The organism is Mycolicibacterium peregrinum, from assembly GCF_001665625.1.
In the GTDB taxonomy this organism is placed as follows: domain Bacteria; phylum Actinomycetota; class Actinomycetes; order Mycobacteriales; family Mycobacteriaceae; genus Mycobacterium; species Mycobacterium peregrinum_B.
In genome coordinates this window covers 21,610-46,098 of record NZ_LZSY01000085.1, presented here as the reverse complement: position 1 = coordinate 46,098, position 24,489 = coordinate 21,610, and the positions used below count along the sequence as shown (strand labels likewise).

The 24,489-nt window shown below is 65.1% G+C and carries 25 protein-coding genes, 1 pseudogene and 1 riboswitch; of the genes and pseudogenes, 9 read left to right on the top strand and 17 right to left on the bottom strand.

The window, feature by feature from the left end; genetic code table 11:
* Positions 1–70 precede the first annotated feature (70 nt).
* The 3 genes from A5779_RS11165 to A5779_RS11155 all read right to left on the bottom strand — a co-directional run bounded on the left by A5779_RS11165 (position 71) and on the right by A5779_RS11155 (position 2,463).
* Entirely contained in the window at positions 71–901 is an 831-nt protein-coding gene (locus tag A5779_RS11165; RefSeq protein WP_174554328.1) for an Abi-alpha family protein, read from the bottom strand.
* 106 nt (positions 902–1,007) lie between these two features.
* Positions 1,008–1,634, bottom strand: coding sequence for a TetR/AcrR family transcriptional regulator (locus A5779_RS11160; protein WP_064881753.1), 627 nt, complete (start codon positions 1,632–1,634; stop codon positions 1,008–1,010).
* The gene (locus A5779_RS11155) at positions 1,618–2,463 is read right to left on the bottom strand and encodes an oxidoreductase (protein WP_064881775.1); all 846 of its coding nucleotides are present in this window, start codon (positions 2,461–2,463) and stop codon (positions 1,618–1,620) included. Before A5779_RS11155 ends, A5779_RS11160 begins: the two co-directional genes overlap by 17 nt.
* 154 nt (positions 2,464–2,617) lie before the next feature.
* A riboswitch (glycine riboswitch) is annotated at positions 2,618–2,709 on the top strand.
* A 151-nt stretch (positions 2,710–2,860) separates the two neighbouring features.
* Here A5779_RS11155 and A5779_RS11150 point away from each other — a divergent pair.
* The 5 genes from A5779_RS11150 to A5779_RS11130 all read left to right on the top strand — a co-directional run bounded on the left by A5779_RS11150 (position 2,861) and on the right by A5779_RS11130 (position 8,494).
* Positions 2,861–4,246: an L-serine ammonia-lyase gene (locus A5779_RS11150; protein ID WP_064881751.1), complete on the top strand. Its 1,386-nt coding sequence runs from the start codon at positions 2,861–2,863 to the stop codon at positions 4,244–4,246.
* Positions 4,247–4,424: 178 nt separating this feature from the next.
* Positions 4,425–6,281 carry a molecular chaperone DnaK gene (gene dnaK / locus A5779_RS11145; RefSeq protein ID WP_064881749.1) on the top strand — a complete coding sequence of 619 codons (1,857 nt, stop codon included), beginning with the start codon at positions 4,425–4,427 and terminating at the stop codon, positions 6,279–6,281.
* Complete coding sequence (gene grpE / locus A5779_RS11140) at positions 6,278–6,919, top strand: nucleotide exchange factor GrpE (RefSeq protein WP_064881747.1); 642 nt, start codon at positions 6,278–6,280, stop codon at positions 6,917–6,919. The genes dnaK and grpE overlap by 4 nt, the downstream gene beginning before the upstream one ends.
* A gap of 37 nt (positions 6,920–6,956) precedes the next feature.
* Positions 6,957–8,123, top strand: coding sequence for a molecular chaperone DnaJ (dnaJ, locus tag A5779_RS11135; protein WP_055110693.1), 1,167 nt, complete (start codon positions 6,957–6,959; stop codon positions 8,121–8,123).
* A complete protein-coding gene (locus A5779_RS11130) occupies positions 8,120–8,494 on the top strand; it encodes a heat shock protein transcriptional repressor HspR (RefSeq protein ID WP_064881745.1) in 375 nt (124 codons plus the stop codon). The genes dnaJ and A5779_RS11130 overlap by 4 nt, the downstream gene beginning before the upstream one ends.
* Here A5779_RS11130 and A5779_RS11125 read toward each other — a convergent pair.
* The 3 genes from A5779_RS11125 to A5779_RS11115 are packed head-to-tail and all read right to left on the bottom strand — an operon-like array spanning position 8,491 to position 11,597.
* Positions 8,491–9,393, bottom strand: a complete 903-nt coding sequence (locus A5779_RS11125) for an aldose 1-epimerase (RefSeq protein ID WP_064881743.1) — start codon at positions 9,391–9,393, stop codon at positions 8,491–8,493. The two genes, A5779_RS11130 and A5779_RS11125, sit on opposite strands and share 4 nt — an antisense overlap.
* A 19-nt stretch (positions 9,394–9,412) precedes the next feature.
* The gene (locus A5779_RS11120; RefSeq protein ID WP_064881741.1) at positions 9,413–10,579 is read right to left on the bottom strand and encodes an FAD-binding oxidoreductase; all 1,167 of its coding nucleotides are present in this window, start codon (positions 10,577–10,579) and stop codon (positions 9,413–9,415) included.
* Positions 10,566–11,597 (bottom strand): ABC transporter permease, encoded by a 1,032-nt coding sequence (locus tag A5779_RS11115; RefSeq protein WP_082941645.1) that lies wholly within the window; start codon positions 11,595–11,597, stop codon positions 10,566–10,568. The genes A5779_RS11120 and A5779_RS11115 overlap by 14 nt, the downstream gene beginning before the upstream one ends.
* A 99-nt stretch (positions 11,598–11,696) precedes the next feature.
* Between A5779_RS11115 and A5779_RS11110 the strand changes: the two genes are divergently transcribed.
* Positions 11,697–12,326 carry a TetR/AcrR family transcriptional regulator gene (locus A5779_RS11110; RefSeq protein ID WP_064881738.1) on the top strand — a complete coding sequence of 210 codons (630 nt, stop codon included), beginning with the start codon at positions 11,697–11,699 and terminating at the stop codon, positions 12,324–12,326.
* 37 nt (positions 12,327–12,363) lie between these two features.
* Here the strand turns inward: A5779_RS11110 and A5779_RS11105 are convergent, their stop codons facing one another.
* Together A5779_RS11105 and A5779_RS34485 are read right to left on the bottom strand one after the other, a co-directional pair.
* Positions 12,364–13,080, bottom strand: a complete 717-nt coding sequence (locus tag A5779_RS11105; RefSeq protein WP_082941643.1) for an EspA/EspE family type VII secretion system effector — start codon at positions 13,078–13,080, stop codon at positions 12,364–12,366.
* A 142-nt stretch (positions 13,081–13,222) separates the two neighbouring features.
* Positions 13,223–13,537, bottom strand: coding sequence for a hypothetical protein (locus tag A5779_RS34485; RefSeq protein ID WP_064881736.1), 315 nt, complete (start codon positions 13,535–13,537; stop codon positions 13,223–13,225).
* A 36-nt stretch (positions 13,538–13,573) separates the two neighbouring features.
* On the opposite strand from A5779_RS34485, the gene A5779_RS34480 reads away from it, so the two are divergent.
* On the top strand, positions 13,574–13,789 hold the full coding sequence (locus A5779_RS34480; RefSeq protein WP_236734738.1) for a hypothetical protein: 216 nt from the start codon (positions 13,574–13,576) through the stop codon (positions 13,787–13,789).
* A 114-nt stretch (positions 13,790–13,903) separates the two neighbouring features.
* Here A5779_RS34480 and A5779_RS34475 read toward each other — a convergent pair.
* From A5779_RS34475 to A5779_RS33825, 7 genes and pseudogenes are all read right to left on the bottom strand, one after another.
* Positions 13,904–14,047, bottom strand: a pseudogene (locus tag A5779_RS34475) (DUF2510 domain-containing protein); the annotation flags it as partial.
* 64 nt (positions 14,048–14,111) lie between these two features.
* Positions 14,112–14,699, bottom strand: coding sequence for a hypothetical protein (locus tag A5779_RS11090; protein WP_064881732.1), 588 nt, complete (start codon positions 14,697–14,699; stop codon positions 14,112–14,114).
* A 97-nt stretch (positions 14,700–14,796) separates the two neighbouring features.
* Positions 14,797–15,114, bottom strand: coding sequence for an ESX-1 secretion-associated protein (locus tag A5779_RS11085; RefSeq protein ID WP_082941644.1), 318 nt, complete (start codon positions 15,112–15,114; stop codon positions 14,797–14,799).
* Positions 15,115–15,474: 360 nt separating this feature from the next.
* The gene (locus A5779_RS11080) at positions 15,475–16,098 is read right to left on the bottom strand and encodes a CYTH domain-containing protein (RefSeq protein ID WP_064881728.1); all 624 of its coding nucleotides are present in this window, start codon (positions 16,096–16,098) and stop codon (positions 15,475–15,477) included.
* 37 nt (positions 16,099–16,135) lie between these two features.
* A complete protein-coding gene (locus tag A5779_RS11075) occupies positions 16,136–16,804 on the bottom strand; it encodes a GAP family protein (protein WP_064881727.1) in 669 nt (222 codons plus the stop codon).
* A 66-nt stretch (positions 16,805–16,870) separates the two neighbouring features.
* A complete protein-coding gene (locus A5779_RS11070) occupies positions 16,871–18,052 on the bottom strand; it encodes a macrolide family glycosyltransferase (protein ID WP_236734735.1) in 1,182 nt (393 codons plus the stop codon).
* Between the two features lie 337 nt (positions 18,053–18,389).
* Entirely contained in the window at positions 18,390–18,614 is a 225-nt protein-coding gene (locus A5779_RS33825) for a hypothetical protein (RefSeq protein ID WP_131811631.1), read from the bottom strand.
* A gap of 353 nt (positions 18,615–18,967) precedes the next feature.
* Between A5779_RS33825 and clpB the strand changes: the two genes are divergently transcribed.
* Complete coding sequence (gene clpB, locus A5779_RS11060; RefSeq protein WP_064881723.1) at positions 18,968–21,514, top strand: ATP-dependent chaperone ClpB; 2,547 nt, start codon at positions 18,968–18,970, stop codon at positions 21,512–21,514.
* A gap of 103 nt (positions 21,515–21,617) precedes the next feature.
* Here clpB and A5779_RS11055 read toward each other — a convergent pair whose 3' ends face one another.
* Together A5779_RS11055 and A5779_RS11050 are read right to left on the bottom strand one after the other, a co-directional pair.
* The gene (locus A5779_RS11055) at positions 21,618–22,697 is read right to left on the bottom strand and encodes an NAD(P)H-dependent amine dehydrogenase family protein (RefSeq protein ID WP_064881721.1); all 1,080 of its coding nucleotides are present in this window, start codon (positions 22,695–22,697) and stop codon (positions 21,618–21,620) included.
* Positions 22,694–23,725, bottom strand: coding sequence for an aromatic ring-hydroxylating dioxygenase subunit alpha (locus A5779_RS11050; protein WP_064881719.1), 1,032 nt, complete (start codon positions 23,723–23,725; stop codon positions 22,694–22,696). Before A5779_RS11050 ends, A5779_RS11055 begins: the two co-directional genes overlap by 4 nt.
* A gap of 90 nt (positions 23,726–23,815) precedes the next feature.
* On the opposite strand from A5779_RS11050, the gene A5779_RS11045 reads away from it, so the two are divergent.
* A complete protein-coding gene (locus A5779_RS11045; RefSeq protein ID WP_064881717.1) occupies positions 23,816–24,460 on the top strand; it encodes a TetR/AcrR family transcriptional regulator in 645 nt (214 codons plus the stop codon).
* Positions 24,461–24,489: the final 29 nt, after the last annotated feature.

Below are 24,489 nucleotides of genomic sequence, written 5' to 3'. Positions count from 1 at the left end.
CATGCGCGATCCGCCTTCGGCTTCTCGCTGGCGTTCATGCGCGATCCACCTTCGGCTTCTCGCTGGAGCGTCACAAACCGTTCCGTTGCACCGCAGACTCCCACAAGCCGCGCCCAAGCCCCGACAGCGTCAGCGTCAGCTTCTCCACCCGCGCGGCCAGCGGACCGCGGGATCCGTTCTTGATCGCCTGCAACACCATCGGCTCCGCCAGGAGCACCTCGTACTCGGCCTTCTGGGAAGGGTCTTCGGGACCGGTCTCGACCAGACCCAGCGACAGCAGGTGGCCGACGTACTGCGGGACCATGGCGGGCAACGCCACATTGGCGGTGCGTCCGATCAGGCAGGCGTTCTCCAACACCGCCTGACCCGGGGTGCGCGATCGGGTCCAGGTGTGGATGTTGACCAGCGGCGAGGCATCACCTTCGGAGAGCGCGCCGAGGATTCGCGCTTCGTCGGCCACCAGCTGGTCGAGCAGCCGGTGGTACAGCTCCACCTGACTGCCCGACGTGCTCTGATCCAGGGCCCGGTCCAGCAGGCGGTCCATCTTGGTGTTGAGCGATTCGGGCGTCGGCTCTTCGGGGGTGGCGATGGTCACGGGTCGGGGCGCCGCCGAATCGATGGCCTCCAGGCGGTTCTTCACCAGTGTGGCCAGCTGCTCCTCACCCCAGGCCGCCAGCTTCATGCTCGTCTTGGCGGCGTCGAGCGCGCGATCGGCGATGCCGAACGGGTCGTACCGCTTCGGCAGAAGCGGGCGCTCGTTGCGCGGGGTGCGGATCGCGATGGCGATCTCGCCGACGGGTGTGGCGAACCTGAACGCCCGCCGCTGCATGTTCTTGCGGCGTGCCGGGGCGTCATCAGACGCCGTGTCGTCCGGACCCCTCTTCGACAGTTCTTCTGACATGACCGATCGATCGCCTCCCCACCTACCGCTGTCCCCGAGCTGTGGGCACCGTACCTGGTCGCCTTGTGAGGTGCCGAAGTCCCAGGTGGTTGGTGGGGTTTGTGAGCTAGGAGGTGGTGTTGGGGAGCAATCCGCGCAACGCCGTCACGGCCAGTTGCCGGGCATGCTCCTCGGTCAGCGCGTAGTGGCCGGTCATCCGACGGAAGATGAGCGGACCGAACAGTATGTCGATCACATCGTCGATGGCGGTGCCGGCGTCGGCGTCGCCGCGGTCCAGTGCGCGTTGCCAGAGTTCGGTGATGGCCGCGCGCCGACCGCTCAGGAAGTACTCCCGGAAATACGCTGCGCCCATTGCATCTTCGACGCAGGCGGCGAGCAGTTGGGCGAACACCTCGCCTCGGGGGCTGGCATAGAACGCCGAGACCCGGACCACCTGTTCGGTCAGATCACCTGCCGTACTGCCCGTATCGGGCAAGGGCAACGCTTCGGCCATCGTGGTGCCGAACGCCTCGGCCGAGACGGCGGTCCGCGATGGCCAGTGTTTGTAGAGGGTGGCCTTGCTGGCGCCGGACCGCGCCGCGATCGCGTCCATGGTGGCCGCCGGGAAACCACCCTCGTCGAGCAGCTCGGCGGTGGCGACCAAGATGGCCTGATGGATCCGGTCGCTGCGTGCGCCGGTGGGGCGGACGAACGCGCCCGCCCCACGGGCCGCTCCGTCAGTGCTGGCTGACATCGTCGAAATCCGTTGATTCCGAGACGCTTCGCCACTGTGCCAGCTCGGCCTGAACATGGGCGATCTTGGCCTCGACGGCCGCGATGGTGTCGTTGCCCAGCAGCAGGCGCAGTGGTGGTTGCGGGGATTCGACGACATCGATGATGGCGCGGGACGCCTTCACCGGATCGCCGGGCTGGTCGTGGTTGCGCTCACCGGCGGCGACGCGCATCTGTCCGGCGGGCCCGTCGGCGTAGTCGGCGATGATATTGCGCTGGGTCTGCAGGCTCGACGAGTCGAGGAAGTCGGTGCGGAAGTAGCCGGGCTCGACCACCATGACGTGCACGCCGAGCGGTTTCAGTTCGGCGTTGAGTGCCTCGGAGATCGCCTCGACGGCGAACTTGGTCGATGCGTAGACGCCCCAGCCGGGTGAGCCGACGAATCCGCCGACCGATGAGATGTTGACGATGGTGCCCGACCGTTGTGCCCGCAGCACCGGGGTGACCGCGCGGGTGACGGTCAGCAGCCCGAACACGTTGGTGTCATACACGGCCCGCACCTCGGCGTCGGTGGCCTCCTCGACAGCTCCCAGCAGCCCACGTCCGGCGTTGTTGATCAGGACGTCGATGCGGCCGAAGCGATCCACGGCGGCCTGGGCCGCCTGTTGTGCCTGCTCTTCGTTGGTGACGTCCAGCGCCACCGCCAGCACGTTGTCGTTCTCGCCTAGGGCGGCGGTGACGGCGGACGCGTCACGTGCGGTCGCGACCACCTGATGGCCGCGGTCCAGTGCGTCGCGGGCGATCTGCAGGCCGAACCCGCGGGAAGCTCCGGTGATGAACCAAACGCTCATGTCTTTGACCACCTGTTCTCGGTTTTAACTGAACTGTACGATCAGTTTAGTTTTGTTGACGGTCGGTGTAACCGGGGAGCCGGCGTAGTTATTCCGGTCTCGCCGCCGCGGAGTCGCGGCCGAGTAGCATCCGTTACACAACTCAAAACGTCGACGACGCACTGTGGGAGAACCTCCGATTTCCGGAGGCGCCGTAGGAGCAAATCCTCCCCGGGAATCTCTCAGGCCCAATACCGCAGTGTCGAGACAACTCTGGAGAACAGTGCGGCCGCATGCGTCGCGCTTACCGAAGGGGAAAGGCGCGGCGCGCTGCAACTCTCAGGTTTCAGGACAGAGCGGGGAGGTGTCACCACACGATGCATCACAAAGCTGTGATGCCCGGAATTGGAGTCATCTCATGGCGGTCAGTGTCTTCGACCTGTTCTCGATCGGGATCGGCCCGTCGAGCTCGCACACTGTCGGCCCGATGCGGGCGGCGGGCATGTTCGCCGACGAACTCGTCGGTCGCGAGGTAGTTGAGCGGGTCGCCGAGGTCGGGGTGGACCTGTTCGGCTCGCTGGCGGCAACCGGTGCCGGCCACGGCACGATGCCGGCAATCCTGCTGGGTCTGGAGGGCTACCGGCCCGAGACGATCGAGACCGACGAGATGGAACGGCGTCTTGCGGCCATTCGCGCCGAGGGCAAGATCCTGTTGGCCGGCCGAATCATCATCGGGCTGACCGAATCCGACATGCAGCTGCAGCCCGGCCGCCGGCTCGCCCAGCACCCGAATGCCATGACATTGACGGCATTCTCGTCCGCTGGTGACCCGGTCTTCCGGGAGACCTACTTCTCGGTGGGCGGCGGCTTCGTCGTCACCGAATCCGAGCGGGACCAACGCGAGGATCCGGAACCACACGCCGACCGCTCCTTCCGCACGGCTGCCGAATTGCTCGGCCTGACCGAACGCGACGGACTGTCAGTGAGCCAGGTGATGATGCGCCATGAATGTGTGGCCCGAAGTGAAGCCGAGGTACGCGACCGTCTCCTGCGGATCCGTGACGTCATGGTCTCGTGTCAGGCCAACGGCATGTCCCGGGACGGCTACCTGCCCGGCAACCTCATGGTCCGGCGTCGGGCCAAGGACTGGTATGTCCGGCTCGATGCCGAAGACCCACAGCGTGATCCGGTCTTCGCCGAGGACTGGGTGAACCTGGTCGCACTCGCGGTCAACGAGGAGAACGCCTCGGGCGGCCGGATCGTGACCGCGCCCACCAACGGTGCAGCCGGGATCATCCCGGCGGTGCTGCACTATGCGTTGTGCTACACCCCGGTCGGAATTGCGGAGCCGGACGACACGACCGTCCGATTCCTTCTCACCGCCGGCGCCATCGGGTCGCTGTACAAGGAACGGGCCTCGATTTCGGGTGCCGAGGTCGGGTGCCAGGGGGAGGTCGGATCCGCGGCGTCCATGGCTGCCGGAGGGCTCGCCGAGATCCTGGGCGGGACCCCGCGACAGGTCGAGAACGCGGCCGAGATCGCGATGGAACACAGCCTCGGCCTGACCTGCGATCCGATCGGTGGCCTGGTGCAGATCCCGTGCATCGAACGCAACGCCATCTCGGCGGGTAAGGCGATCAACGCGGCCCGCATGGCACTGCGGGGCGACGGAACCCATCGAGTGAGCCTGGATCAGGTGATCGAGACGATGCGTGCCACCGGAATGGACATGAGCGCCAAGTACAAGGAGACATCCACGGGTGGCCTGGCGGTCAACGTTGCCGTCAACGTCGTCGAATGCTGAGTTCGGATCGGCAAAAATTTCCTGGAATCCCGGGAACAAAACCCCCGAAACCCCCGTTGACCACATCGACAGCAAGTTGAGTGGGGATGACTCAAGTCTGGGTTGACAATCTATGCTCACCCGGAGCAAGCTTGAGCGCAGTCCGCTCAGACCCCTATCTGTATCAGGAGGCAACACCATGGCTCGTGCGGTCGGTATCGACCTCGGGACCACCAACTCATGCGTGGCGGTCCTGGAAGGCGGCGACCCCGTCGTCGTCGCAAACTCTGAAGGCTCCCGGACCACCCCTTCCGTCGTCGCGTTCGCGCGCAACGGTGAGGTGCTGGTCGGCCAGCCCGCCAAGAACCAGGCGGTGACCAACGTCGACCGGACCATCCGTTCGGTCAAGCGTCACATGGGCACCGATTGGACCGTCGAGATCGACGGCAAGAACTACACGGCGCAGGAGATCAGCGCGCGCACGCTGCAGAAGCTGAAGCGCGACGCCGAGGCCTACCTCGGTGAGGACATCACCGACGCCGTCATCACCGTGCCCGCGTACTTCAACGACGCCCAGCGTCAGGCCACCAAGGAAGCCGGCCAGATCGCCGGTATGAACGTGCTGCGCATCGTCAACGAGCCGACCGCGGCCGCCCTGGCCTACGGTCTGGACAAGGGCAGCAAGGAACAGACCATCCTGGTCTTCGACCTCGGTGGCGGCACGTTCGACGTCTCGCTGCTGGAGATCGGCGACGGTGTCGTCGAGGTGCGTGCCACCTCTGGCGACAACCACCTCGGTGGCGACGACTGGGACGACCGGATCGTCGAGTGGCTGGTCGACAAGTTCAAGGCCACCAGCGGCATCGACCTGACCAAGGACAAGATGGCGATGCAGCGGCTGCGTGAAGCCGCCGAGAAGGCCAAGATCGAACTCAGCTCCTCGCAGAGCACCTCGATCAACCTGCCCTACATCACCGTCGACGCCGACAAGAACCCGCTGTTCCTCGACGAGCAGCTGACTCGCGCCGAGTTCCAGAAGATCACTCAGGATCTGTTGGACCGCACCCGTCAGCCGTTCCAGTCGGTGATCAAGGACGCCGGCATCTCGGTCGGCGAGATCGATCACGTGGTCCTGGTGGGTGGCTCGACGCGTATGCCCGCGGTCACCGACCTGGTCAAGGAACTGACCGGCGGCAAGGAGCCCAACAAGGGCGTCAACCCCGACGAGGTTGTCGCGGTGGGCGCTGCGCTGCAGGCCGGCGTGCTCAAGGGCGAGGTGAAAGACGTTCTGCTGCTTGACGTCACCCCGCTGTCCCTCGGTATCGAAACCAAGGGTGGCGTGATGACCAAGCTGATCGAGCGCAACACCACCATCCCGACCAAGCGGTCGGAGACCTTCACCACCGCTGACGACAACCAGCCGTCGGTGCAGATCCAGGTCTTCCAGGGTGAGCGCGAAATCGCTTCGCACAACAAGCTGCTCGGCTCCTTCGAGCTGACCGGCATCCCGCCGGCCCCCCGCGGCGTGCCGCAGATCGAGGTCACCTTCGACATCGACGCCAACGGCATCGTGCACGTCACCGCCAAGGACAAGGGCACCGGCAAGGAAAACACGATCAAGATCCAGGAAGGCTCCGGCCTGTCCAAGGAAGAGATCGACCGGATGATCAAGGACGCCGAAGCGCACGCGGACGAGGACAAGAAGCGTCGCGAAGAGGCCGATGTCCGCAACCAGGCCGAGTCGCTGGTCTACCAGACGGAGAAGTTCGTCAAGGAGCAGCGTGAGGCCGAAGGCGGGTCCAAGGTTCCCGAGGACACATTGACCAAGGTCGACGGCGCGATCGCCGAAGCCAAGTCGGCGCTGGAAGGCACCGACATCTCCGCGATCAAGACGGCGATGGAGAAGCTCGGCGTCGAGTCGCAGGGTCTGGGCCAGGCGATCTACGAAGCCACCCAGGCCGAGCAGGCCTCGGGGGCTGAAGCCGGAGGCTCGAGTGCTGCGGATGACAACGTGGTGGACGCCGAGGTTGTCGACGATGATCAGGAGACCAAGTGAGCGAGAACGATTCGCACGAGCCGGTGACCATCACCGACAAACGGCGCATCGATCCCGACACCGGTGAGGTTCGTGAGCAGGCGCCGGCCCCTGGTGGGCCGGCGTCCGCCGCCTCCGATGCCGGTGCGCCGGCGAGCGACAGCGACGAGGTTGCCGAGCTCAAGTCCACGCTGCAACGCGTGAAGGCCGAATACGACAACTACCGCAAGCGGTCACTGCGTGATCAGCAGGTCACCGCCGACCGGGCCAAGGCCACCGTCATCACCCAGTTGCTGGGTGTGCTCGACGACCTGGACCGGGCCCGTAGCCACGGTGACCTGGAATCCGGGCCGCTCAAGTCGGTTGCCGACAAGCTCGTCGGTGCCCTTGAGGGGCAGGGTCTTTCCGCGTTCGGCGCGGAGGGTGACGAGTTCGACCCGTCACTGCACGAAGCCGTGCAGCACGAGGGCGAGGGCACCCACCCCGTTGTCGGAACCGTGATGCGCCGCGGCTACAAGATCGGTGACCAGGTGGTCAGGCACGCCCTCGTCGGCGTGGTCGACACGGTGCCCGAGGCCGAGTCCGGCGGTGATTCCCCGTCGGGGACAGCGGATAACGCTGACGCCGCAGGCGCTCAGGCCGCAGAATCAGACAATTAGTCCATCCAACTAGAGAGAAGAGGTAAGGAGGTGGCGCATGGCCCAACGCGAGTGGGTCGAGAAGGACTTCTATAAAGAACTCGGCGTCTCCTCTGACGCCAGCGCCGACGAGATCAAGAAGGCCTACCGGAAACTGGCCTCGGAACTGCATCCTGACCGCAATCCCGATGCGGGAGCGGCAGAGCGGTTCAAGGCGGTTTCCGAGGCGAACAGTGTTCTGTCGGACCCCGCGAAGCGCAAGGAGTATGACGAGACCCGCCGGTTGTTCGCCGGGGGTGGGCGTCGGTTCAACCAGGGCGGGAACTTCAGTGGCGGATTCGGTTCCGACGGAGCCGAATTCAACCTGGGCGACCTGTTCGATGCGGCCGGCCAGAGCGGCGGTGCCAACATCGGTGACCTCTTCGGCGGGCTGTTCGGGCGCGGTGCACAACCGCGGCCGAGCCGGCCCCGCCGGGGCAACGACCTGGAAACCGAAACCGAGCTGTCCTTCCTGGAAGCCACCAAGGGCGTGGCCATGCCGCTGCGGCTGACCAGCCCGGCACCGTGCACCAACTGCCACGGCAGCGGTGCGCGGCCGGGAACCAGCCCCAAGGTATGCCCGAACTGCAACGGCTCCGGTGTGGTCAACCGCAACCAGGGGGCATTCGGGTTCTCCGAGCCCTGCACCGAATGCCGGGGCAGCGGTTCGATCATCGAGCACCCGTGTGCCGAATGTCAGGGCACCGGCGTCACCACCCGGACCCGCACGATCAACGTGCGGATCCCACCGGGTGTCGAGGACGGTCAGCGTATTCGGCTGGCCGGCCAGGGTGAGGCCGGGCTACGAGGTGCACCCTCGGGCGACCTCTACGTCACCGTGCACGTGCGTCCGGACAAGGTGTTCGGGCGTGACGGCGACGACCTGACAGTGAGCGTTCCGGTCAGTTTCCACGAATTAGCTCTTGGGACAACGCTTTCCGTTCCCACCCTGGAAGGCAAGGTCGGTGTGCGGGTGCCCAAGGGCACCTCCGACGGCCGGATCCTGCGGGTGCGCGGGCGGGGGGTGCCCAAGCGCTCCGGCGGCCACGGTGACCTGCTGGTCACGGTGAAGGTCGCAGTGCCGCCGAACCTGGAAGGTGAAGCGGCAGAGGCGCTGGAAGCGTATGCGAAAGCCGAACGGGCCAGTGGTTTCGATCCGCGGGCCGGATGGGCAGGCAACATATGAGCCAGCGGAAAGAGGAAGCCCGTACGTTCTTGATCTCGGTGGCCGCCGAGCTGGCCGGTATGCACGCGCAGACCCTGCGCACATACGACCGGCTCGGCCTGGTCAGCCCGCAGCGCAGTTCCGGCGGCGGGCGTCGCTACTCCGAACGTGACGTCGACCTGCTCCGTGAGGTGCAGCGGCTGTCACAGGACGAGGGCGTCAACCTCGCCGGGATCAAGCGGATCATCGAACTGACCAATCAGGTTGACGCGCTGCGCACGCGGGTTTCCGAGTTGACCCAACAGGTCGACCAACTCACCGACCAGCGGCGCGACGTTTCGGTGGCGTCGAAAGCGGTGGTCCTGTGGCAGCCGCGCAGGGGTGCACGCTAGCTGACATTGATCGAAAAGGTGGCCGTCTCCGGACTTCCGGGGGCGGCCATTTTGTAACTTCCGCGGTGTAGCGCGTCGGTCGGTGCGGTCATCGGCTCGATGCCCACCACGGCATCGCTGCCCGGCGCGAACAGCTGCGCTGCGGTGTAGCCCGCGTCGAAGGTGACCTCCACGCGGCGGTCCGCACCGGACAGTGCGAACACCGCCCCCGGCTCGAGATCGTCGAACCCGTCGTCCAGTTCGGTGGTACCGAGACGTTGCCTCCCACCCGGCCACTGCCGTGATTCGCCGGTGGGTAGGCCCCGCTCATCCACGAGCAGGTGCCGCATGGCGGGGGACTGCAACTGCCAATCCTCGCGCGGCACATCGGGAATCGTCACGTACGGGTGATAGCCGTAGCACAGCGGGACGTGTTGTTGGGCCGTCGGTGTCACGGTGGTGGCCACCGTGAGGGTCCGGTCGGCCAGCGTCACCGCCATCGTGAGGCGGTGGGGGAAGGGGAACGTCGCCAGCAGGCTTGGCTGGGCACTCCAGTCCAATTCCGCTATCAGTACGTTCCCGAGTTTTTCGATCACCTGCCAGTCCGGACTGGCGGCCAGCACACCGTGCATCGGCGCCCCGTGCGCATCAGCGCGCACACCGTTGACCCCTGGGGTCACCCGCACGGTGGTGTCGTCGACACGGTACTCGTTGGCGCTCAGTCGGTTTGCCCACGGATACAGGATGGGAATCCCCATGGTCTTGCCGTCGGCGACATAGGCGTGCAGACCGCGCCGCTGGCCCAGATACTCGACGGGGCCGTCGGTCAACGACGTGCAGATCATCCCTGCGTCCGGAACGTAGGTGGCCGTCAGTGACGACGACGGGTCAGACAAGGTGACTGGGTGAACCTCGGCCATGCCGCCAGTCTGGCACGCGTCAGCGCGTCAGCGGGTCGTGCTGGATGCGCTCGGCCGGTGCACCTCGCTCAACCAGCGCGGCCTTCGTCGCAGTGACCATGTCCGGTCCACCGCAGATGAGGATCTGCCGATCACCCCAGTTGCCGAATTTCGTCACGACCTCGGCCAGCGTGCCGGTCTGGCGCACGTGCAGCCCGCGCGGCGGCCGGACGTCGGGATACTGGCCGGCCCACGGGGGATCGGTGCTGTACTCCGACACCGGGGTGACCGACAGCCACGGATTGGTCGAGGCGATGTGCCACAGCGTCTTCAGGTCGTACAGGTCGCACGGATAGCGGCCCCCGAAGAACAGGTGCACGCGGGGATTCTCGCCGTGCAGCGTCATGTCCATGATGATGGTGCGCAGCGGGGCCAGACCCGTGCTGCCCGCCACCATCAGCACATCTTCGCCATCGCGGTCGACCTGCAGGCCGCCGTGCGGGCTGGACAGGCGCCAACGGTCGCCGATCTTGGTCTCCGCGACGACGGCAGTGCTCACCATGCCGCCGGGCACGGACCGGACGTGGAACTCGATGGCTCCCGAGCGGTCCGAGGGAATGGCCGGGCTCAGATAGCGCCAGCGCCGCGGCCACTGGGGCACCTGGACCGTGACGTATTGACCGGGGTAGTAGAACAGCGCCTGGTCGAGCTGCAGCCGGATCACCGAGACATCGCGGGTGACCCGGTGGTGTTCGATGACAGTGCCGTCGCAGTACGCCGGAGATTCCTCGGCGTCGGCGGCCCCGCGCATCACCCCGATGATCAGGGCCACCGCGTCGCGGGCGGTCTCGGCCAGGGCGTCGTCCCAATCGGCCTCGAGGTGGTCGTGCAGCGCGTTGAACAGCGCTTCCTGCATCGAGTCGTAATGACTCTGCGTCACACCGTACTTGCGGTGGTCTCTGCCGAGCTGAGCCAGGAACGCCACCGGCTCCTCGGCCCGCTGGGCGATCAACTCTCCGAACAGCCAGGTCAGGGCGCGGGCGAAGACTTTGCGTTGGCTGTCCATATCGGGGGGAAACAGATCGCGGGCGGAGAGATCGGTGGCGAACCAGCGCGTGTAGAAATCGCGGATCAGCGGCTCTGAGCCCTGCGTGAGGTCGACGGCGTTCTGGAGTGTCTCCAGTGCTGCACGGTCATCGAGGCCCACGGAGCTGCATCATAGGCGCGGAGCGGCTCGGGCGCCGTAAAGCGGCCATGATCACCAATGACAGGCCGACGACGACCCAGCAACCGAGCACGATGATCGCCGAGTCGGCCCCGGCTCCGTCGAAGTAGGCGGTGGACCGCAGCAGCGTCGCAGTGGCCCCCTGAGGCAGCAGCTGGCCGAGCTTGCCCCAGCCGGACGGCAGCATCTCCGGCGCAGCGGTCAGCCCGGACAGCGGGTTGCCGAGTAGCAGGGCCAGCGCCGCGCCCACGCCCAAACCGACTTTGCCGAACATCGCTCCCAAGCCGAGCATGAGCAATCCGGCGGCAGCAATTCCCAAGGTCAGGCCTGCGGCCACGCCCCACAAGTTCGAGTCGATCGAACCGAACACGTAACGCAGCAGGGCTGCCACCGTGATGCCGGCGAGTACGGAGAACACGATGGTGGCGGTCAGGCGGGTCCACACCTCACGGCGCAGCATCAGGGTCAGAGCGACCGCAGGCAACATCCCGGCCAAGGTGATCGGCAGGGCAGAGGCGGCCAACCCGGTCCCGCGCGGATCCTGGGCGGTGGGTGGGGCCAAGTCCTCGGTGTGCAGGGACAGTCCCGAGTGCGCCGCGATACCGCCACCGATCTGGGTGAGCAGCTGTGCGACGGCCGGGCTGCCTCCGGTCGCGGTCAGCATGGTCGGCCCATCGGGGCCGAAGGCGATGCCGCCGTAGACGTTTCGGTTGAGGATCGCCTCCCGCAGGGTGGCCTCGCCAGGGTAGTAGGTGACCTTGAACGCGCCGGGGGCCTGCTGTTCGAGTTTTTGGGCGACCTGGCTGGTGGCGGCCTGGGGGCCCGCCGCACCGATCGGGATCTGGTGGGGCTTGGAGCGTGAGGCGGGCAGGGCGAAGGCGATGGCAACGACCGCGATCGCGACGGTGAGGGCGGCGACGATACCCATGGCGCGCAGGGCGGCGGGTGGCGCATGTTCAGGTGCCGCGTGGTGGGGCGTGGAGACCTGTGTCGAGAGCATCATTCCCTCTTTTCATCCGACGTTGAATTAATCGGTTGATGTGAGGGTAACGTCCGCCTCGGATGTTTTCAACAGTCATTGAAATGATAGTGTCGATGTATGGCTTCACCAGGGAAAACTGCGAGCCGGCGCGGGCGACGTCAAGGTGACCCGGTGTCCCGCGACGCAGTGCTCGCGGCGGCCAAGCAGCGCTTCGCAGCCGAGGGGTACGAGAAGACGACGCTGCGGTCTATTGCTTCCGACGCGCATGTCGACGCGTCGATGGTGCTCTACCTGTTCGGGTCGAAGGCCGACCTGTTCCGGGAGTCGCTGCGGCTGATCCTCGATCCCGACGTGCTGGTGGCCGCCCTGGAAGGGCCGGAGGCGGAGATCGGCGAACGGATGGTCCGCACCTACCTGACGATGTGGGAATCACCCGACACCGCAGCCAGCATGCGGGTCATGCTGCAGTCCGCGACATCGAATTCCGATGCGCACGTGGCATTTCGAACGTTCATGCAGGACTATGTGCTCGCCGCGGTGTCCGGCGTGCTTGGTGGCGGCGAGCAGGCTCGATTACGGGCCATGCTCGCCGCTTCGAATCTTGTCGGTACCGCGATGCTGCGGTATGTGATGGCCGTGCCGCCGATGGCGACGTTGTCCGGCGAGGAAGTTGTGCGGCTACTCGCGCCGACCGTGACTCGCTATCTCACCGCCGATGCGGCGGAGCTGGGGTTGCCTGAGTTGTAGTGCGCTGCTTCACGATCGACGGTGCCGACGATTCGATCTAGATGCCGAGAGCCGAAGTTGCCGTCACCTTGGCGTATTGGGCCGAGGCCGCCACGACCTCGGCGGCGTTCGCTGTGGAGTTGGCAGCCATCTTCGTCATCATTGCCATACACGGAGGGACTGTCCCGGCGACGGCCCCCACCTCAATGGCGATGGCGTAGGGTGCCGTCGCGACAAAGGCCTTCGCCGCCACTGCGGGTATGATGGCGTACCCGAGTACCGTTGCATTAGTCCCCAGATACTGGCGTGAAAAATCGATCTGCTTGGCTTGTTTCTGGATAACTGCTTCGATCTTTTTATCCGCTTCCGCGATAGTGCGTGCACGTTCCTGTTGCTTTGCGTCCTGGCTGGTGTAGGCGCTCGAGGCGTCTCCCTGCCAACTATCCGTTGGGGTCGCCGACTCTAATGTTTGGCCGACATCGCCGAGTTGTTCTGAGCCTTGCCCGAATCTGTCCCCGCTGTCCGGATTCCCGATACCACAGGTCATCGTCATCCCTTGGATGGCCAACAGCCCGGCCGAAATGATCGGCGTTGCGTAGGACTTCCCGAGAAACATCTGCACGATGCCAACCGCGTCGGAACCCAACCCGAGTTTGTCCCCGGCTTCATCATGGGATTTGGTGGACCATAAAGTGTTGGCATCACCGACTTTGGAGAATTTTTCGCTCTTGCCGAGCATCGAGCTGACATTCTCTGCAGCGTCCCAAAAACTCATTCCAGATTGCCTTCCCTCGTTGCAATTAGCCTAACAGGGGCGCAAGACGGTGCCACGCACCAGTTTTGGATGTACGAGGGATCGCGGTCTCTGAACCAAGAGGACTGAGGTGCGACGAGCCAGCATTCGGTCGGCGGGACGGTTATCGGGAATGGCGCGACAACGGTGCCACCGATACCAGGTCGTCATATAGGAAGTGCGCAAATGCTATGGCTATGAGCAACGCCGGCATTGGCGGGGAGGTGGTGCGCGCGCAATCGAGACGGTAGTCGAAGGTCTTCGGCATCCACCCACGCATGAGCCTGGATTGGTTCGACTGGCTGCGCACCCGTGCGATCTCGTTGTCGTTGACGTCGTTGACCGGAGCGTCGAGTTCCAACGGGGTGAACGGGGGGATGTGGGTACGTATCTTGGTGTTACCCAGGCGCTGACCCTGATACTCGAGGTCGACAGACATCCGAGGTGTTCGCAAGTACTGCCAGTACGAGTTCGTTTGACGGAGGCAGCCGAGTTCATGACCGGCGGGGTCATCAACCTGCAGGCGATGGCGGGCAAACGACGTCACACCAGTGAATCGAGTGAACCGCAGAAGTTGGACACCGTTGGGCCGAACCACTTCGAATTCGAGCTTGCTCACTTCCCGAGCCGGCGGGAGTTCTCCCAGCGGTTGGATCAGCGCCAGTGGCTGCCCACCCGCGTTCGAAATTGAGCAGCGAATATTGCGGTGCAATACGCCGCTGGGCACTGGATGTAGAAACAGGGTCGATTCCCCGAACGGGTACCCGCCCGACGAGACCGGTGGCGAAGTCAATGGTGTGGAGGTCTCCGGTTGGGCCACGTGGCCGGTCCACTGTTGCCCGTCGAAGTACCGGATTTGCTGCGCGTTCCACGGATCAGTGAACCACCCTGCCTGTGGGGGAACTGGAACCGATTCGTTGATGTTGGGCCCCTGATGCGGAGGTTTCATACCGACGGTGGCCCAGATGCCACCGTCGATGCGGTTGGGCTGCAGTTGCCGGGTGCGTCGAGAGTCATTGCGACTGCTCGGAGTGCCGCGCGATGAGAGCGAGGTCGGCTTCGCCGGCTTGGTCCGGGGTGGCGAACGGCATGTTGGTTTCCACGAAATCCCTCGCTTCGCGCAAACTAATACCCTGTTCGACGAGCATGTTCACCACTCCGACGTGCACGATTGCCGAAGCCTTCTTGGCCGCCACGCCTGCCACGAACCGGACCTCCTCAGCCAGTTGGGCCTCGGTAAGCACAGTCACTTTCGGATCCAGGTCAACGTGCGTTACCGAACCGCCGAGAACGGCCGTCACGGTGACCGTGCCTGGAGGGTTAGCGACCACGATGGTCGGAACCTGCTCGTTGTCCTCGGTGGTGTCGTCGGATTCGACAGCAGCGAAGTCGTCGTGTTCGTGGAGTTCGATCTCCTGATCGGTGTAAGACTCCTGGACGGCATCGAGGCCGATGTTGTCGGCGTCGTCGCTCGGCGCAGTGTCGTAGTCGGGCAGGGCGTCGAGGCCGGAGCCTTCCTCGACTGATTCGGGAGTAGTGAAGTCGAGTGCAGCGAGGCCAGCGTCGTTGTCAAAATCGTCGTCCGGATCGTGTGTGCTCAAGGTACTTTCGGTCCCGATTCTCGTTGGTCGCCGCTGGTCGGAGACCGTTGGCTTCGGCAAAGACTCGCTGCGCGCAAGCCACCTGTTGCCGACGGTATCAGCGTGGGTGCATCTGCTTGCCCAGTTGTCCGGCGCTCTGCGCATCCGTACCGTCGTAGCGCGATGCGGCCACTCCCAGCTTTTGGGACAGGCTCGAGGAGACCGCGTTCATGCTGGCGCAGGCGAACGCGCGGGCCTGTTCGGCCGCAGTGACAGCCGTATTTGCCGGGGCACAGACCACGCCATGGTTGGCCAACATCGACATGCCGACACCGTTCGTCGTCGTGCCGGCCTCAAGAACTTGCTTCGCGGCAGTACTCTGCCGTTCCGCGAGGTCACGCACGTGTGAGGTATCCACCCGCAGTTCGCCAGACAAGGTCATCTCCTCATGCTTAAGTAGCCGGTGGCCAAGATTCGCGCGATGTTTCTCTGAGGAACTTTATCAGCGCGTTCAGGCGCTTGTATGCACCAAAGTTTGCGGTGACTGGAGATGCCGCAGCGGCCGAGGTGATCGCCGGTGTCATCAGGCTGCCGTTCCTGGTGGCGGCGACATCCGGGCCCAAATCACGCAGTTCGCGGAAATTTCGCGCTCAGGCCTGCTGGGCGAAAACGCTTGCCGCTCAGTTGTTCCGGGATGGTCGGCAGCGCGGAACGAATGCCTGCCCGGCAACGAAACCTATGACGAGGCCAACCGCCAGATCGCTACGTATCAGCAGCTGCTCTACAGCACGTGAATTCAGCCGCCCTCGAACTGATTCTGGCCCAACGTATCCACGAAGGTAGGGCCGCGGAGGTCGAGTTCAGCTCGGTATTCGTCGGCCCAGGTTCCGAATGGCTTGTGTGCCAGGTATTCATTGCGGAATCGGTCGTCCTCGGACACCTCCGAAACGCAGAATGACGGAATGGCCAGATCGACAACCGGCCCGCCGCGCTCGACTTCGGAGAGCAATAGCGGTGCGTTCCGGCCCAGGAACTGGTCGATGATCCAGCCGTCCTCGCCGAGCCACATCGAATAGCGAACCTTGGCAACCACATGTTCGGATCGACCGACGATCTGCGCCGCGATCAATGGGTCGAGCTCGCGTTCGGCCTCGTATCGGGTGCCGCCGACGGCGGGACCTTTCGCAGTCATGGTCCCGAGCGATTCATCTCCTAGTGTCGCGACGAGTTCGGCGGGAGCGCCGCCCAATTCTGCGGGCGCGGGACCCTGGACGCGAACGCGGACCGCATATCCGTCGGAAGCGAACAGATATGCCTGGACGATCAGTGCTGGTGCGGGATCCGATGCTGCCACTGCGGGCAATTCGCGGACAAAGAACTTCCGCTCGAATTCGAAATCACCGAAACCGGATTCGGACATGCGCACACCGTAGCGTCTCCTGCGCCAAATACGTCGCCTATAGCGCGTGAATTCCCTTGTAGAGCACTAGCAGGCCGATCACAACGAGAATGGCGGCAACCAACACGGCGTGGTTGCGTTCCATCCAGTCTTTGAGCCGGACCAGCGCGGGGTCCAAGCGCTCTCCCGACACCGCATAGGCGAGGATCGGCAGCGCGACGGTCGATCCGGCCGCCAACACGTAATAGAGCCCTGCTGCCCACACCCCGGGCTGGCCCAGGCCGGCGCTACCGATGGCCAATCCTGCTGCCGCGCAGATGAACAGCACCTTGGGATTCACCACGGTGAGCACCGCGCCGGCGGCCCCCGCCTTGACCGGCGTGAGCGTGCTGAGCTTGGTCATCCAGCCCGGCATGTGCTCGGATTCGGCCCGAGTGAGAAAGCGGTAGACGCCGAAGACGATGAGGGCGGCGCCCACCACGATGCGTAACCACGAGGCCCAGGTCGGGGCTGCGTTGAGCCCGCCGAGCATGCTGGAGACGCCGACGAAGATCGTGGTCAGCGCGGCCAGTCCGACGAGCCACCCCGTGAGGAACGCCAGGCCGGCGGGCCGGGGGTGAGGGGTGTGCAGCACCAGCACCGCGGGAATGATCGACAGCGGCGACAGCGCCACCACCATTGCCAGTGGAATGAGTTCGGCAAGCACCGAACCCCAGCTTTCAGTCATTGCCGCCCTCTCGATGCAGTCCCGAGCAAAACCTAGCAAGCATCGAGTCGCCTGGGAGGTGAGTGCTCACCAACGTCCGGTCGCAACGTCCTCCACGGCATCAGCGGCATGTCCGGGCCCGCCGTGGGAACGGATCTCGTCGCGAATTGCGTCGAGGTTCGCCCGGATCTGCTGATCGGTCGCCACGCCGAGTACCGCGTCGCGGATCTCCGCCGTACCGGGTAGATCGTCCGGAAGGTGACGGCCGGCGCCGATCGCCTCCAGGTGGGCGGCGTTGGCCGGCTGGTCGACGGCCTGCGGTAGGGCCGCCATCGGCACCCCGAACCACAGCGCTTCGGTGCACGAGCCCATGCCCGCGTGGGTGATGAAACAGTCCGCCCGTTGCAACACCGCCGGTTGGGGGACGGTAGTGCGCAGCTGGACCCACGGAGGGACGGCACCCAAGTCATCGACGTCGGCGCGGCCGGCGGCCAGCACCAGCCGCCAGCCCTGTCCGTCGAGCGCCCCGATCACGTTGCGGTACACGGCGGCTCGGTCCGTGTAGGCCGTGCCGAAGGCCAGCAGGGCCAGCGGACCGTCGCCGTGCGGCGGGCTCCAGTCGCCCGGATCCTCGCGACGCGGATCGATGCACGGTCCCACGAACCGATACCGGTCACCGACCCGGTCGGCGTTGCGCTGCATCACGCGGGGGAGAAGCGCCAGGCAACGTCGCGGCACACCGGTCACCTCGTCGAACGTCAACCCTGACCGCGAATCGGTCAGCCAGTCGTCGAACGTCTGGCGGTAAGCCACGCCACTGGGACTGCCGAGGATCGGGCCGAGGATCTCGGCCATGTCGTCGAAATAGCCCTCCCATGCCACCTCGCTGGGTGACAACTGAGCGGCCGGTACACCCCACTGCTCGGCAGCCACCGGACCGGCCATGCCGCCGATGTCGTAGAGCACGAGGTCGGGCCGATCGTCATCCAGAGCGGCGTGAAGCTGGGGCAGCACGTGGATGGCCTCGTCGAGGAACATCCGCATGCCGGCCACCGGATCGGCGTCGTCGAAGCTCTCCGGTGCCCCGGGCGCACCGGGCAGCACCGAGGTGCAGAAGATGACGTCCGCCCCGGTCGGGGTGACCAGGCCGGCGAGATGCCCGCCGACCAGGTAGCTCACCCGATGGCCGCGGCGCGCCAACTCGTGAACCACCGCCAAATGCGGGTACATATGGCTGGGTGCGGAGGCGGCGACGACGGCGATGTGCACGAGATCGAGTCTGCCTGCCAATTTCGGCGGAATGCACGCGCTACGGTGGGTTTGGCGCGAGCGAATCGACATGGTGTGTGGGGGAGCTGCTATGACGTTGCCACACTCAGGATGGTCTGCCGACGCGGCGATTCCCGGGCACCGTCGAGGTTTCGGTTACCCACTCGGGCAGGAGGTTCTTCTCCTTCGAGAGTTGCCGGGCCGTCGTGCCGAGGACATCGATTGTTCGATCGGTGACCGACATGGTCGTCAACTTGCCGTCGTTCATCCGGCGACGCCGATCCCTGGATTTGTCGGCAGGGACACCCGCACGGTCGAGTTTGAAGTCGCGGCCCCATCAGGTGAGGCGATGTGGTTGATCACCAGAAGGGGCGGGAGGCGGGCCCAGCAGCTCGCCGTAACCGACCCCGAGCACCGTGAGTACGGCCGGCTTGTTCAGACCAGTTCCTTCTGGCGACGGGTCCACAGTGCTCGGATGTCCATGCGGTTGCAGGACAGTCAGCAATGTCTTGCCACTACCGAGTTCTATCTGAACCCGCTTGACCGCCTCGATGTGGTCCATCAGCAGATCCATGACTCGGCCGGCGCGGTGATGGCAACCCTGACTCGGCGGAGACGGAATCCTGCCCCGCAGCGGAATCGGTTCGAGTACCAGCTGGAGTGCTCACGGGCAGTAGCTCAGCCTCTCCCCGCCCTGCTGTTGGCCGCGCTGTTCGCTCACTATTTCTATGACCGGATGGAGGATCGAGAGAGCTTCTTCGACAGGGCTGCGTTCGGGTTGTCTCGCCCGTCATGGGAGTCCTGAGTCGTCTGAAAGCTGCGTCACAAAATTTCTAAAGTTGAGCGGAACAGACTCAACCTTGACTACGTTGTAGATCACGACAAGCATTTTCTCTATCGAAAAAGGGAGGTGTCGTGGACTCGTTCAACCCGACGACCAAGACTCAGGCGGCGCTGACCTCGGCGTTGCAGGCGGCCAGTTCCGCAGGCAATCCGGAGATCCGTCCCGCCCATCTTTTGATGGCACTGCTCACTCAGAACGAGGGCATTGCCGCACCCCTGCTCGAGGCCGTCGGCGTGGACCCCGCGACGATTCGTGCGGGGGCGCAACGACTGCTCGACCAGTTACCCAGCGCCAGCGGCGCAAGCAGCCAACCTCAACTGAGCCGGGAATCGCTCGCCGCGATCACCACGGCCCAGGGCCTGGCCACCGAGATGGACGACGAGTACGTCTCCACCGAACATCTGATGGTCGGCCTGGCCACCGGTGACTCGGAGGTCGCCAAACTGCTGACCGGGCACGGTGCCTCACCCGAGGCGCTTCGCGAGGCCTTCACCAAGGTGCGCGGTAGTGCCAGGGTCACCAGCCCCGACCCCGAGGGCAGCTACCAGGCGTTGGAGAAGTACTCCACCGATCTGACCGCCCGCGCCCGGGAAGGCAAGCTCGACCCGGTCATCGGGCGCGACAACGAGATCCGCCGTGTCGTACAGGTGCTGAGCCGTCGCACGAAGAACAACCCCGTGCTCATCGGTGAGCCCGGTGTCGGCAAGACCGCCATCGTCGAGGGCCTGGCCCAGCGCATCGTCGCCGGCGATGTTCCGGAGAGCCTGCGCAATAAGACCCTGGTCTCACTCGATCTGGGCGCCATGGTCGCAGGCGCGAAGTACCGCGGTGAGTTCGAGGAGCGGCTCAAGGCTGTGCTCGACGACATCAAAGAGTCTGCCGGGCAGGTCATTACCTTCATCGACGAGCTGCATACCATCGTCGGCGCCGGAGCCACCGGTGAATCCGCGATGGACGCGGGCAACATGATCAAGCCCATGCTGGCCCGTGGTGAGCTGCGACTGGTCGGTGCGACCACGCTCGACGAGTACCGCAAGTACATCGAGAAGGACGCCGCCCTGGAGCGCCGGTTCCAGCAGGTACTGGTCGGCGAACCGTCGGTCGAGGACACCGTCGGCATCCTGCGCGGCCTCAAGGACCGCTACGAGGTGCACCACGGTGTGCGCATCACCGACTCCGCATTGGTGGCTGCCGCAACGCTTTCCGATCGCTACATCACCTCGCGATTCCTGCCGGACAAGGCTATCGACCTGGTCGACGAGGCCGGATCCAGGCTGCGTATGGAGATCGACTCCCGGCCCGTCGAGATCGACGAGGTCGAGCGGCTCGTCCGTCGCCTCGAGATCGAGGAGATGGCGCTGGAGAAGGAAGAGGACGACGCCTCCAAGGAACGTCTGGAGAAGCTGCGCGGTGAGCTGGCCGACTACAAGGAGAAGCTCGCGGAGCTGACCACCCGTTGGCAGAACGAGAAGGGCGCCATCGACATCGTCCGCGAGCTCAAGGAGCAGCTGGACACGTTGCGCGGTGAGGCCGATCGGGCCGAGCGTGACGGTGACCTGGCCAAGGCCGCCGAGCTGCGCTACGGGCGCATCCCGGAGGTCGAGAAGAAGCTCGATGCCGCACTTCCCGTGGCCGAGGCACGCGAGAACGTGATGCTGAAGGAAGAAGTCGGTCCCGACGACATCGCCGAGGTGGTCGAGGCGTGGACCGGTATTCCAGCCGGCCGGATGCTCGAAGGCGAGAGCGCCAAGCTGCTGCGCATGGAGGAGGAGCTGGGCAAGCGCGTCATCGGCCAGAAGGCCGCGGTGACCGCGGTGTCGGATGCGGTGCGCCGCACCCGGGCCGGGGTGGCCGACCCCAACCGGCCGACAGGTTCGTTCATGTTCCTGGGCCCGACCGGTGTCGGCAAGACCGAGCTGGCAAAAGCGTTGGCGGAGTTCCTCTTCGACGACGAGCGTGCCATGGTCCGCATCGACATGAGCGAGTACGGCGAGAAGCACTCGGTGGCTCGGCTGGTCGGTGCGCCTCCGGGATACATCGGCTACGACCAGGGCGGTCAGCTGACCGAAGCGGTGCGGCGGCGTCCGTACACGGTGGTGCTGTTCGACGAGATCGAAAAGGCCCACCCGGACGTGTTCGACGTGCTGCTGCAGGTGCTCGACGAGGGCCGGTTGACCGACGGCCAGGGCCGTACAGTCGACTTCCGCAACACGATCCTGATCCTGACCTCCAACCTGGGTGCCGGTGGCACCGAGGAGCAGGTGATGGCGGCGGTGCGGGCGGCGTTCAAGCCGGAGTTCATCAACCGGCTCGACGACGTGATCCTGTTCGACGCACTGAATCCCGAGCAGCTGGTGTCGATCGTCGACATCCAGTTGCAGCAGCTGCAGAAGCGGCTGGGACAGCGCCGGCTCACCCTCGAGGTGTCGCTGCCTGCCAAGACGTGGCTGGCCGAGCGTGGTTTCGACCCGCTCTACGGTGCCCGCCCGCTGCGCCGCCTGGTGCAGCAGGCCATCGGCGACCAGCTGGCCAAGATGTTGTTGGCCGGCGAGGTGCACGACGGCGACGTGGTGCCCGTCAATGTCAGCGCGGACGGTGAAGGCCTGATCCTGGGCTGATCCAGCCGCCATTGCCGCGAAACGGTATTCCAGCAGAGAAAGTTCGAGAGGACGCCTGCTGGAATACCGTTTCGGCGCGAGAGGTGAGTGCGAGAGGTGAGTGCTAGATGTTGAACCGGCCGGCGAAGCCGCGCAACGGCACGTCGGCACTCGTCAACAATCCCGGCGGTGCCTTGACCACCGACGCGATCGCGTTGAGCGCGGGCAGTCCGGTCACGGTCATGCCTATCGACGCGAATGAGGCCGGATCGGACAGGTCCACACCGGGTTTCGGGAAGATCATGTGCTTGTTGTAGACGCACGGATCGCCCTTGATCTGAGTGATGTAGCAGCCCTTGATGTCCCAGCTGGGATCGGTGTGCGGGGTCATCTGCCATTCCAGATGGGTTTCGACGCGCGGCACCCCGTCGACCATCCCCTGGTACTTGATGTAGTTGCCGCCGAGGGAACCCTTGGGCAGCGTGTACCAGCCGAGGTCGACGTCCTTGGTGCAGGCGCCGAGGTCGTAGGTGAACTTGACCTCGTCGAGTTCCAACCCGAAGCAGTCGGCCATCATCAACACGCTGTCGGCGAACACCTCGGTGTACTTGCGCAGCTTGCCCGGGATCGAGGGATCGTCGACGGGCAGACCGTAACCGACCTCGATCCAGGTGTCCTTGCTGTGATGGCATGACACGTCGACGGATTCGATGGTGGTGACATTCTCGATCTCGGCGACATCGGCGGAGCACACCACGCCCAGGATCTGGTTGAGGCCCGGGTTCATGCCGGTGCCGTAGAACGTGGAACCACCTTTTTCGCACGCTTCGGCCAGCAGCTGCGACACCGGCTTGCCGGAGGGGTGCGGGTGATTGGTGTCGCGGTGCCAGCCGGTGATCCAGTCGGCGGTGGTGACGATGTTGATCCCGGCCTCAAGGACTTTCACATACAGGTCCTCGTCCGGAAAGACGCCATGAAAAGTGAGCACGTCAGGCTTTATGGCGATGATCTCGTCGATCGAGCCGGTGGCGGTGACCCCGATGGGATCGATGCCGGCGATCTCGCCGGCATCGCATCCTACCTTTTCCGGTGTGTAGCAATGCAATCCGATCAGTTCGAGATCGGGTCGGTGTCCGATGCGTTTGATCATCTCCGTGCCGACATTGCCGGTGGCGACCTGGAAAACCCGGATCTTCTCGGTCATAGGGTGTCCTTTTTCCTCACACTTGCCAGGTCTGCGGCGGATCCGCCCAGACCGTCCGGATAGAACTGCATGGCCCACTTACGGATTGCGGTGAAGCCCTCGTACTCGGCGGTCGCCAGCGCCGGGGGATCGGAATAGCGCTGGTGTGACCAGATGTGGATGTCCTGGGTGAACTGGCGGATCACCTCGTCGCCGAATTCGGCGGCGCGCTCGCCGGCCCGGGGAGTGTCCTTGCCGGGGGTTCGGCCGATGTAGACCATGAACCGCACGTCGGAGGTGGATTCGTCGACAGGGGTGACCGCGGAAATGGTGCGGTTGTCGATCATGCCCCAGCTCTTGGTCACCGCGATGCCCAGACCGCCGTTGATGGCCTCGACACCGCTGCGGACATCGTCGATCGACTGTTGATCGTCACCCTCGAACGTGATGGTGAAGTCGACGTAGGAGATCGGCGCGGCGAAGTCGTGGCGGGTGAACACCGGCACGATCGGGGTCTGGTGGACGTACTTGAAGTGGGCGAAGTCGACGCCGTTCTCCAGTACGTACTGCGGATGCAGCTCGAGCCCGACGCGAAAGAGTCGCTGTTGGGGGTAATAGTCGGCGGCGCTGCTGCCGTCGGCGAACGACGCGAAGACGTCGGGCGCCTCGAAGAACGGCTCACGTCCGTCGATGTCGTGCCAGATGTAGATGGCCTCGTTGCGCTCGGCGACGGGGTAGGTGCGCATCCGGCGGCCGCGGTTGGGCCGGTCCTGGTAGGGAATGCAAACGTTGCGGCCCTCGGCATTCCACTGCCAACCGTGGAACGGGCATTGGATGACCTCGCCGACGACCTGGCCGCCGAATCCGAGATGGGCCCCGAGGTGTTCGCAGTAGGCGTTCATCACGGTCACCTGCCCGGCTTCCGAGCGCCAGGCGACCATCTCCTCGCCGAAGTACTTCATGGCATGCACTGCACCGACCTCGACCTGGTCGGACCAGGCGACCTGGAACCATCCCGTCGGTTTCATCGACAACGGTGGTTTGGCCATGACGGGAATCGTAGGAGGATCTGTGAAACTTGTGAAGGGTTTAGTAGAGGGTTCTACGAAACTCGTCTCCGACCGGCTAATCTCTCGGAGATGACCGAGACCGAGGCGGGAGCGCGGCGGACCAACCGACGCGGCCTGGCCACGCGGGAGAACATGCTGGAAGCCGCGCGCAAGGCGCTGGCCACCGGCGACCCGGGAGCGGTGTCGGCCAACCGGATCGCCAAAGAGATCGGTGCCACCTGGGGCGCGGTGAAGTACCAGTTCGGCGACATCGACGGATTCTGGGCGGCCGTCCTGCAGCGCACCGCGGAACGCCGCGCGGGCATGCTGGGCCACCGCGACGACGGTGCGCCGCTGCGGCACCGCGTCGCCGGCATCATCGACCTGCTCTACGACGGTCTGACGGCCAGCGATTCGCGGGCGATCGAGAACCTGCGCGCAGCCCTACCGCGCGACCACGCCGAACTCGAGCGGCTCTACCCGAAGACCGCGGCCGAACTCTCGTCGTGGGGGCAGAGCTGGTTGCAGACCTGCCAGCAGGCCTTCGCCGACCTCGACGTGGATCCCGAGCGGGTTCGTGAGGTGGCATCCTTCATCCCCGGCGCAATGCGCGGCATCACCTCCGAGCGTCAACTCGGCACCTATACCGACCTCGATGTGGCCCGGCGGGGGCTCACGAATGCGATCGTCACCTACCTCGAAGCGTCCCGGTCACAGCGCTCTGATCACCAGTAACCGGGTTGTGACCTCACAAGGTGGGGGCA

Coding starts and splice junctions, on each gene's coding strand:
- A5779_RS11165 (WP_174554328.1), bottom strand. CDS start 901: ATGTCAGAAGAACTGTCGAAGAGGGGTCCGGACGACACGGCGTCTGAT.
- A5779_RS11160 (WP_064881753.1), bottom strand. CDS start 1,634: ATGTCAGCCAGCACTGACGGAGCGGCCCGTGGGGCGGGCGCGTTCGTC.
- A5779_RS11155 (WP_064881775.1), bottom strand. CDS start 2,463: ATGAGCGTTTGGTTCATCACCGGAGCTTCCCGCGGGTTCGGCCTGCAG.
- A5779_RS11150 (WP_064881751.1), top strand. CDS start 2,861: ATGGCGGTCAGTGTCTTCGACCTGTTCTCGATCGGGATCGGCCCGTCG.
- dnaK (WP_064881749.1), top strand. CDS start 4,425: ATGGCTCGTGCGGTCGGTATCGACCTCGGGACCACCAACTCATGCGTG.
- dnaJ (WP_055110693.1), top strand. CDS start 6,957: ATGGCCCAACGCGAGTGGGTCGAGAAGGACTTCTATAAAGAACTCGGC.
- A5779_RS11130 (WP_064881745.1), top strand. CDS start 8,120: ATGAGCCAGCGGAAAGAGGAAGCCCGTACGTTCTTGATCTCGGTGGCC.
- A5779_RS11125 (WP_064881743.1), bottom strand. CDS start 9,393: ATGGCCGAGGTTCACCCAGTCACCTTGTCTGACCCGTCGTCGTCACTG.
- A5779_RS11115 (WP_082941645.1), bottom strand. CDS start 11,597: ATGCTCTCGACACAGGTCTCCACGCCCCACCACGCGGCACCTGAACAT.
- A5779_RS11110 (WP_064881738.1), top strand. CDS start 11,697: ATGGCTTCACCAGGGAAAACTGCGAGCCGGCGCGGGCGACGTCAAGGT.
- A5779_RS11105 (WP_082941643.1), bottom strand. CDS start 13,080: ATGAGTTTTTGGGACGCTGCAGAGAATGTCAGCTCGATGCTCGGCAAG.
- A5779_RS34485 (WP_064881736.1), bottom strand. CDS start 13,537: ATGTCTGTCGACCTCGAGTATCAGGGTCAGCGCCTGGGTAACACCAAG.
- A5779_RS11080 (WP_064881728.1), bottom strand. CDS start 16,098: ATGTCCGAATCCGGTTTCGGTGATTTCGAATTCGAGCGGAAGTTCTTT.
- A5779_RS11075 (WP_064881727.1), bottom strand. CDS start 16,804: ATGACTGAAAGCTGGGGTTCGGTGCTTGCCGAACTCATTCCACTGGCA.
- A5779_RS33825 (WP_131811631.1), bottom strand. CDS start 18,614: ATGGACCACATCGAGGCGGTCAAGCGGGTTCAGATAGAACTCGGTAGT.
- A5779_RS11055 (WP_064881721.1), bottom strand. CDS start 22,697: ATGACCGAGAAGATCCGGGTTTTCCAGGTCGCCACCGGCAATGTCGGC.
- A5779_RS11050 (WP_064881719.1), bottom strand. CDS start 23,725: ATGGCCAAACCACCGTTGTCGATGAAACCGACGGGATGGTTCCAGGTC.
- A5779_RS11045 (WP_064881717.1), top strand. CDS start 23,816: ATGACCGAGACCGAGGCGGGAGCGCGGCGGACCAACCGACGCGGCCTG.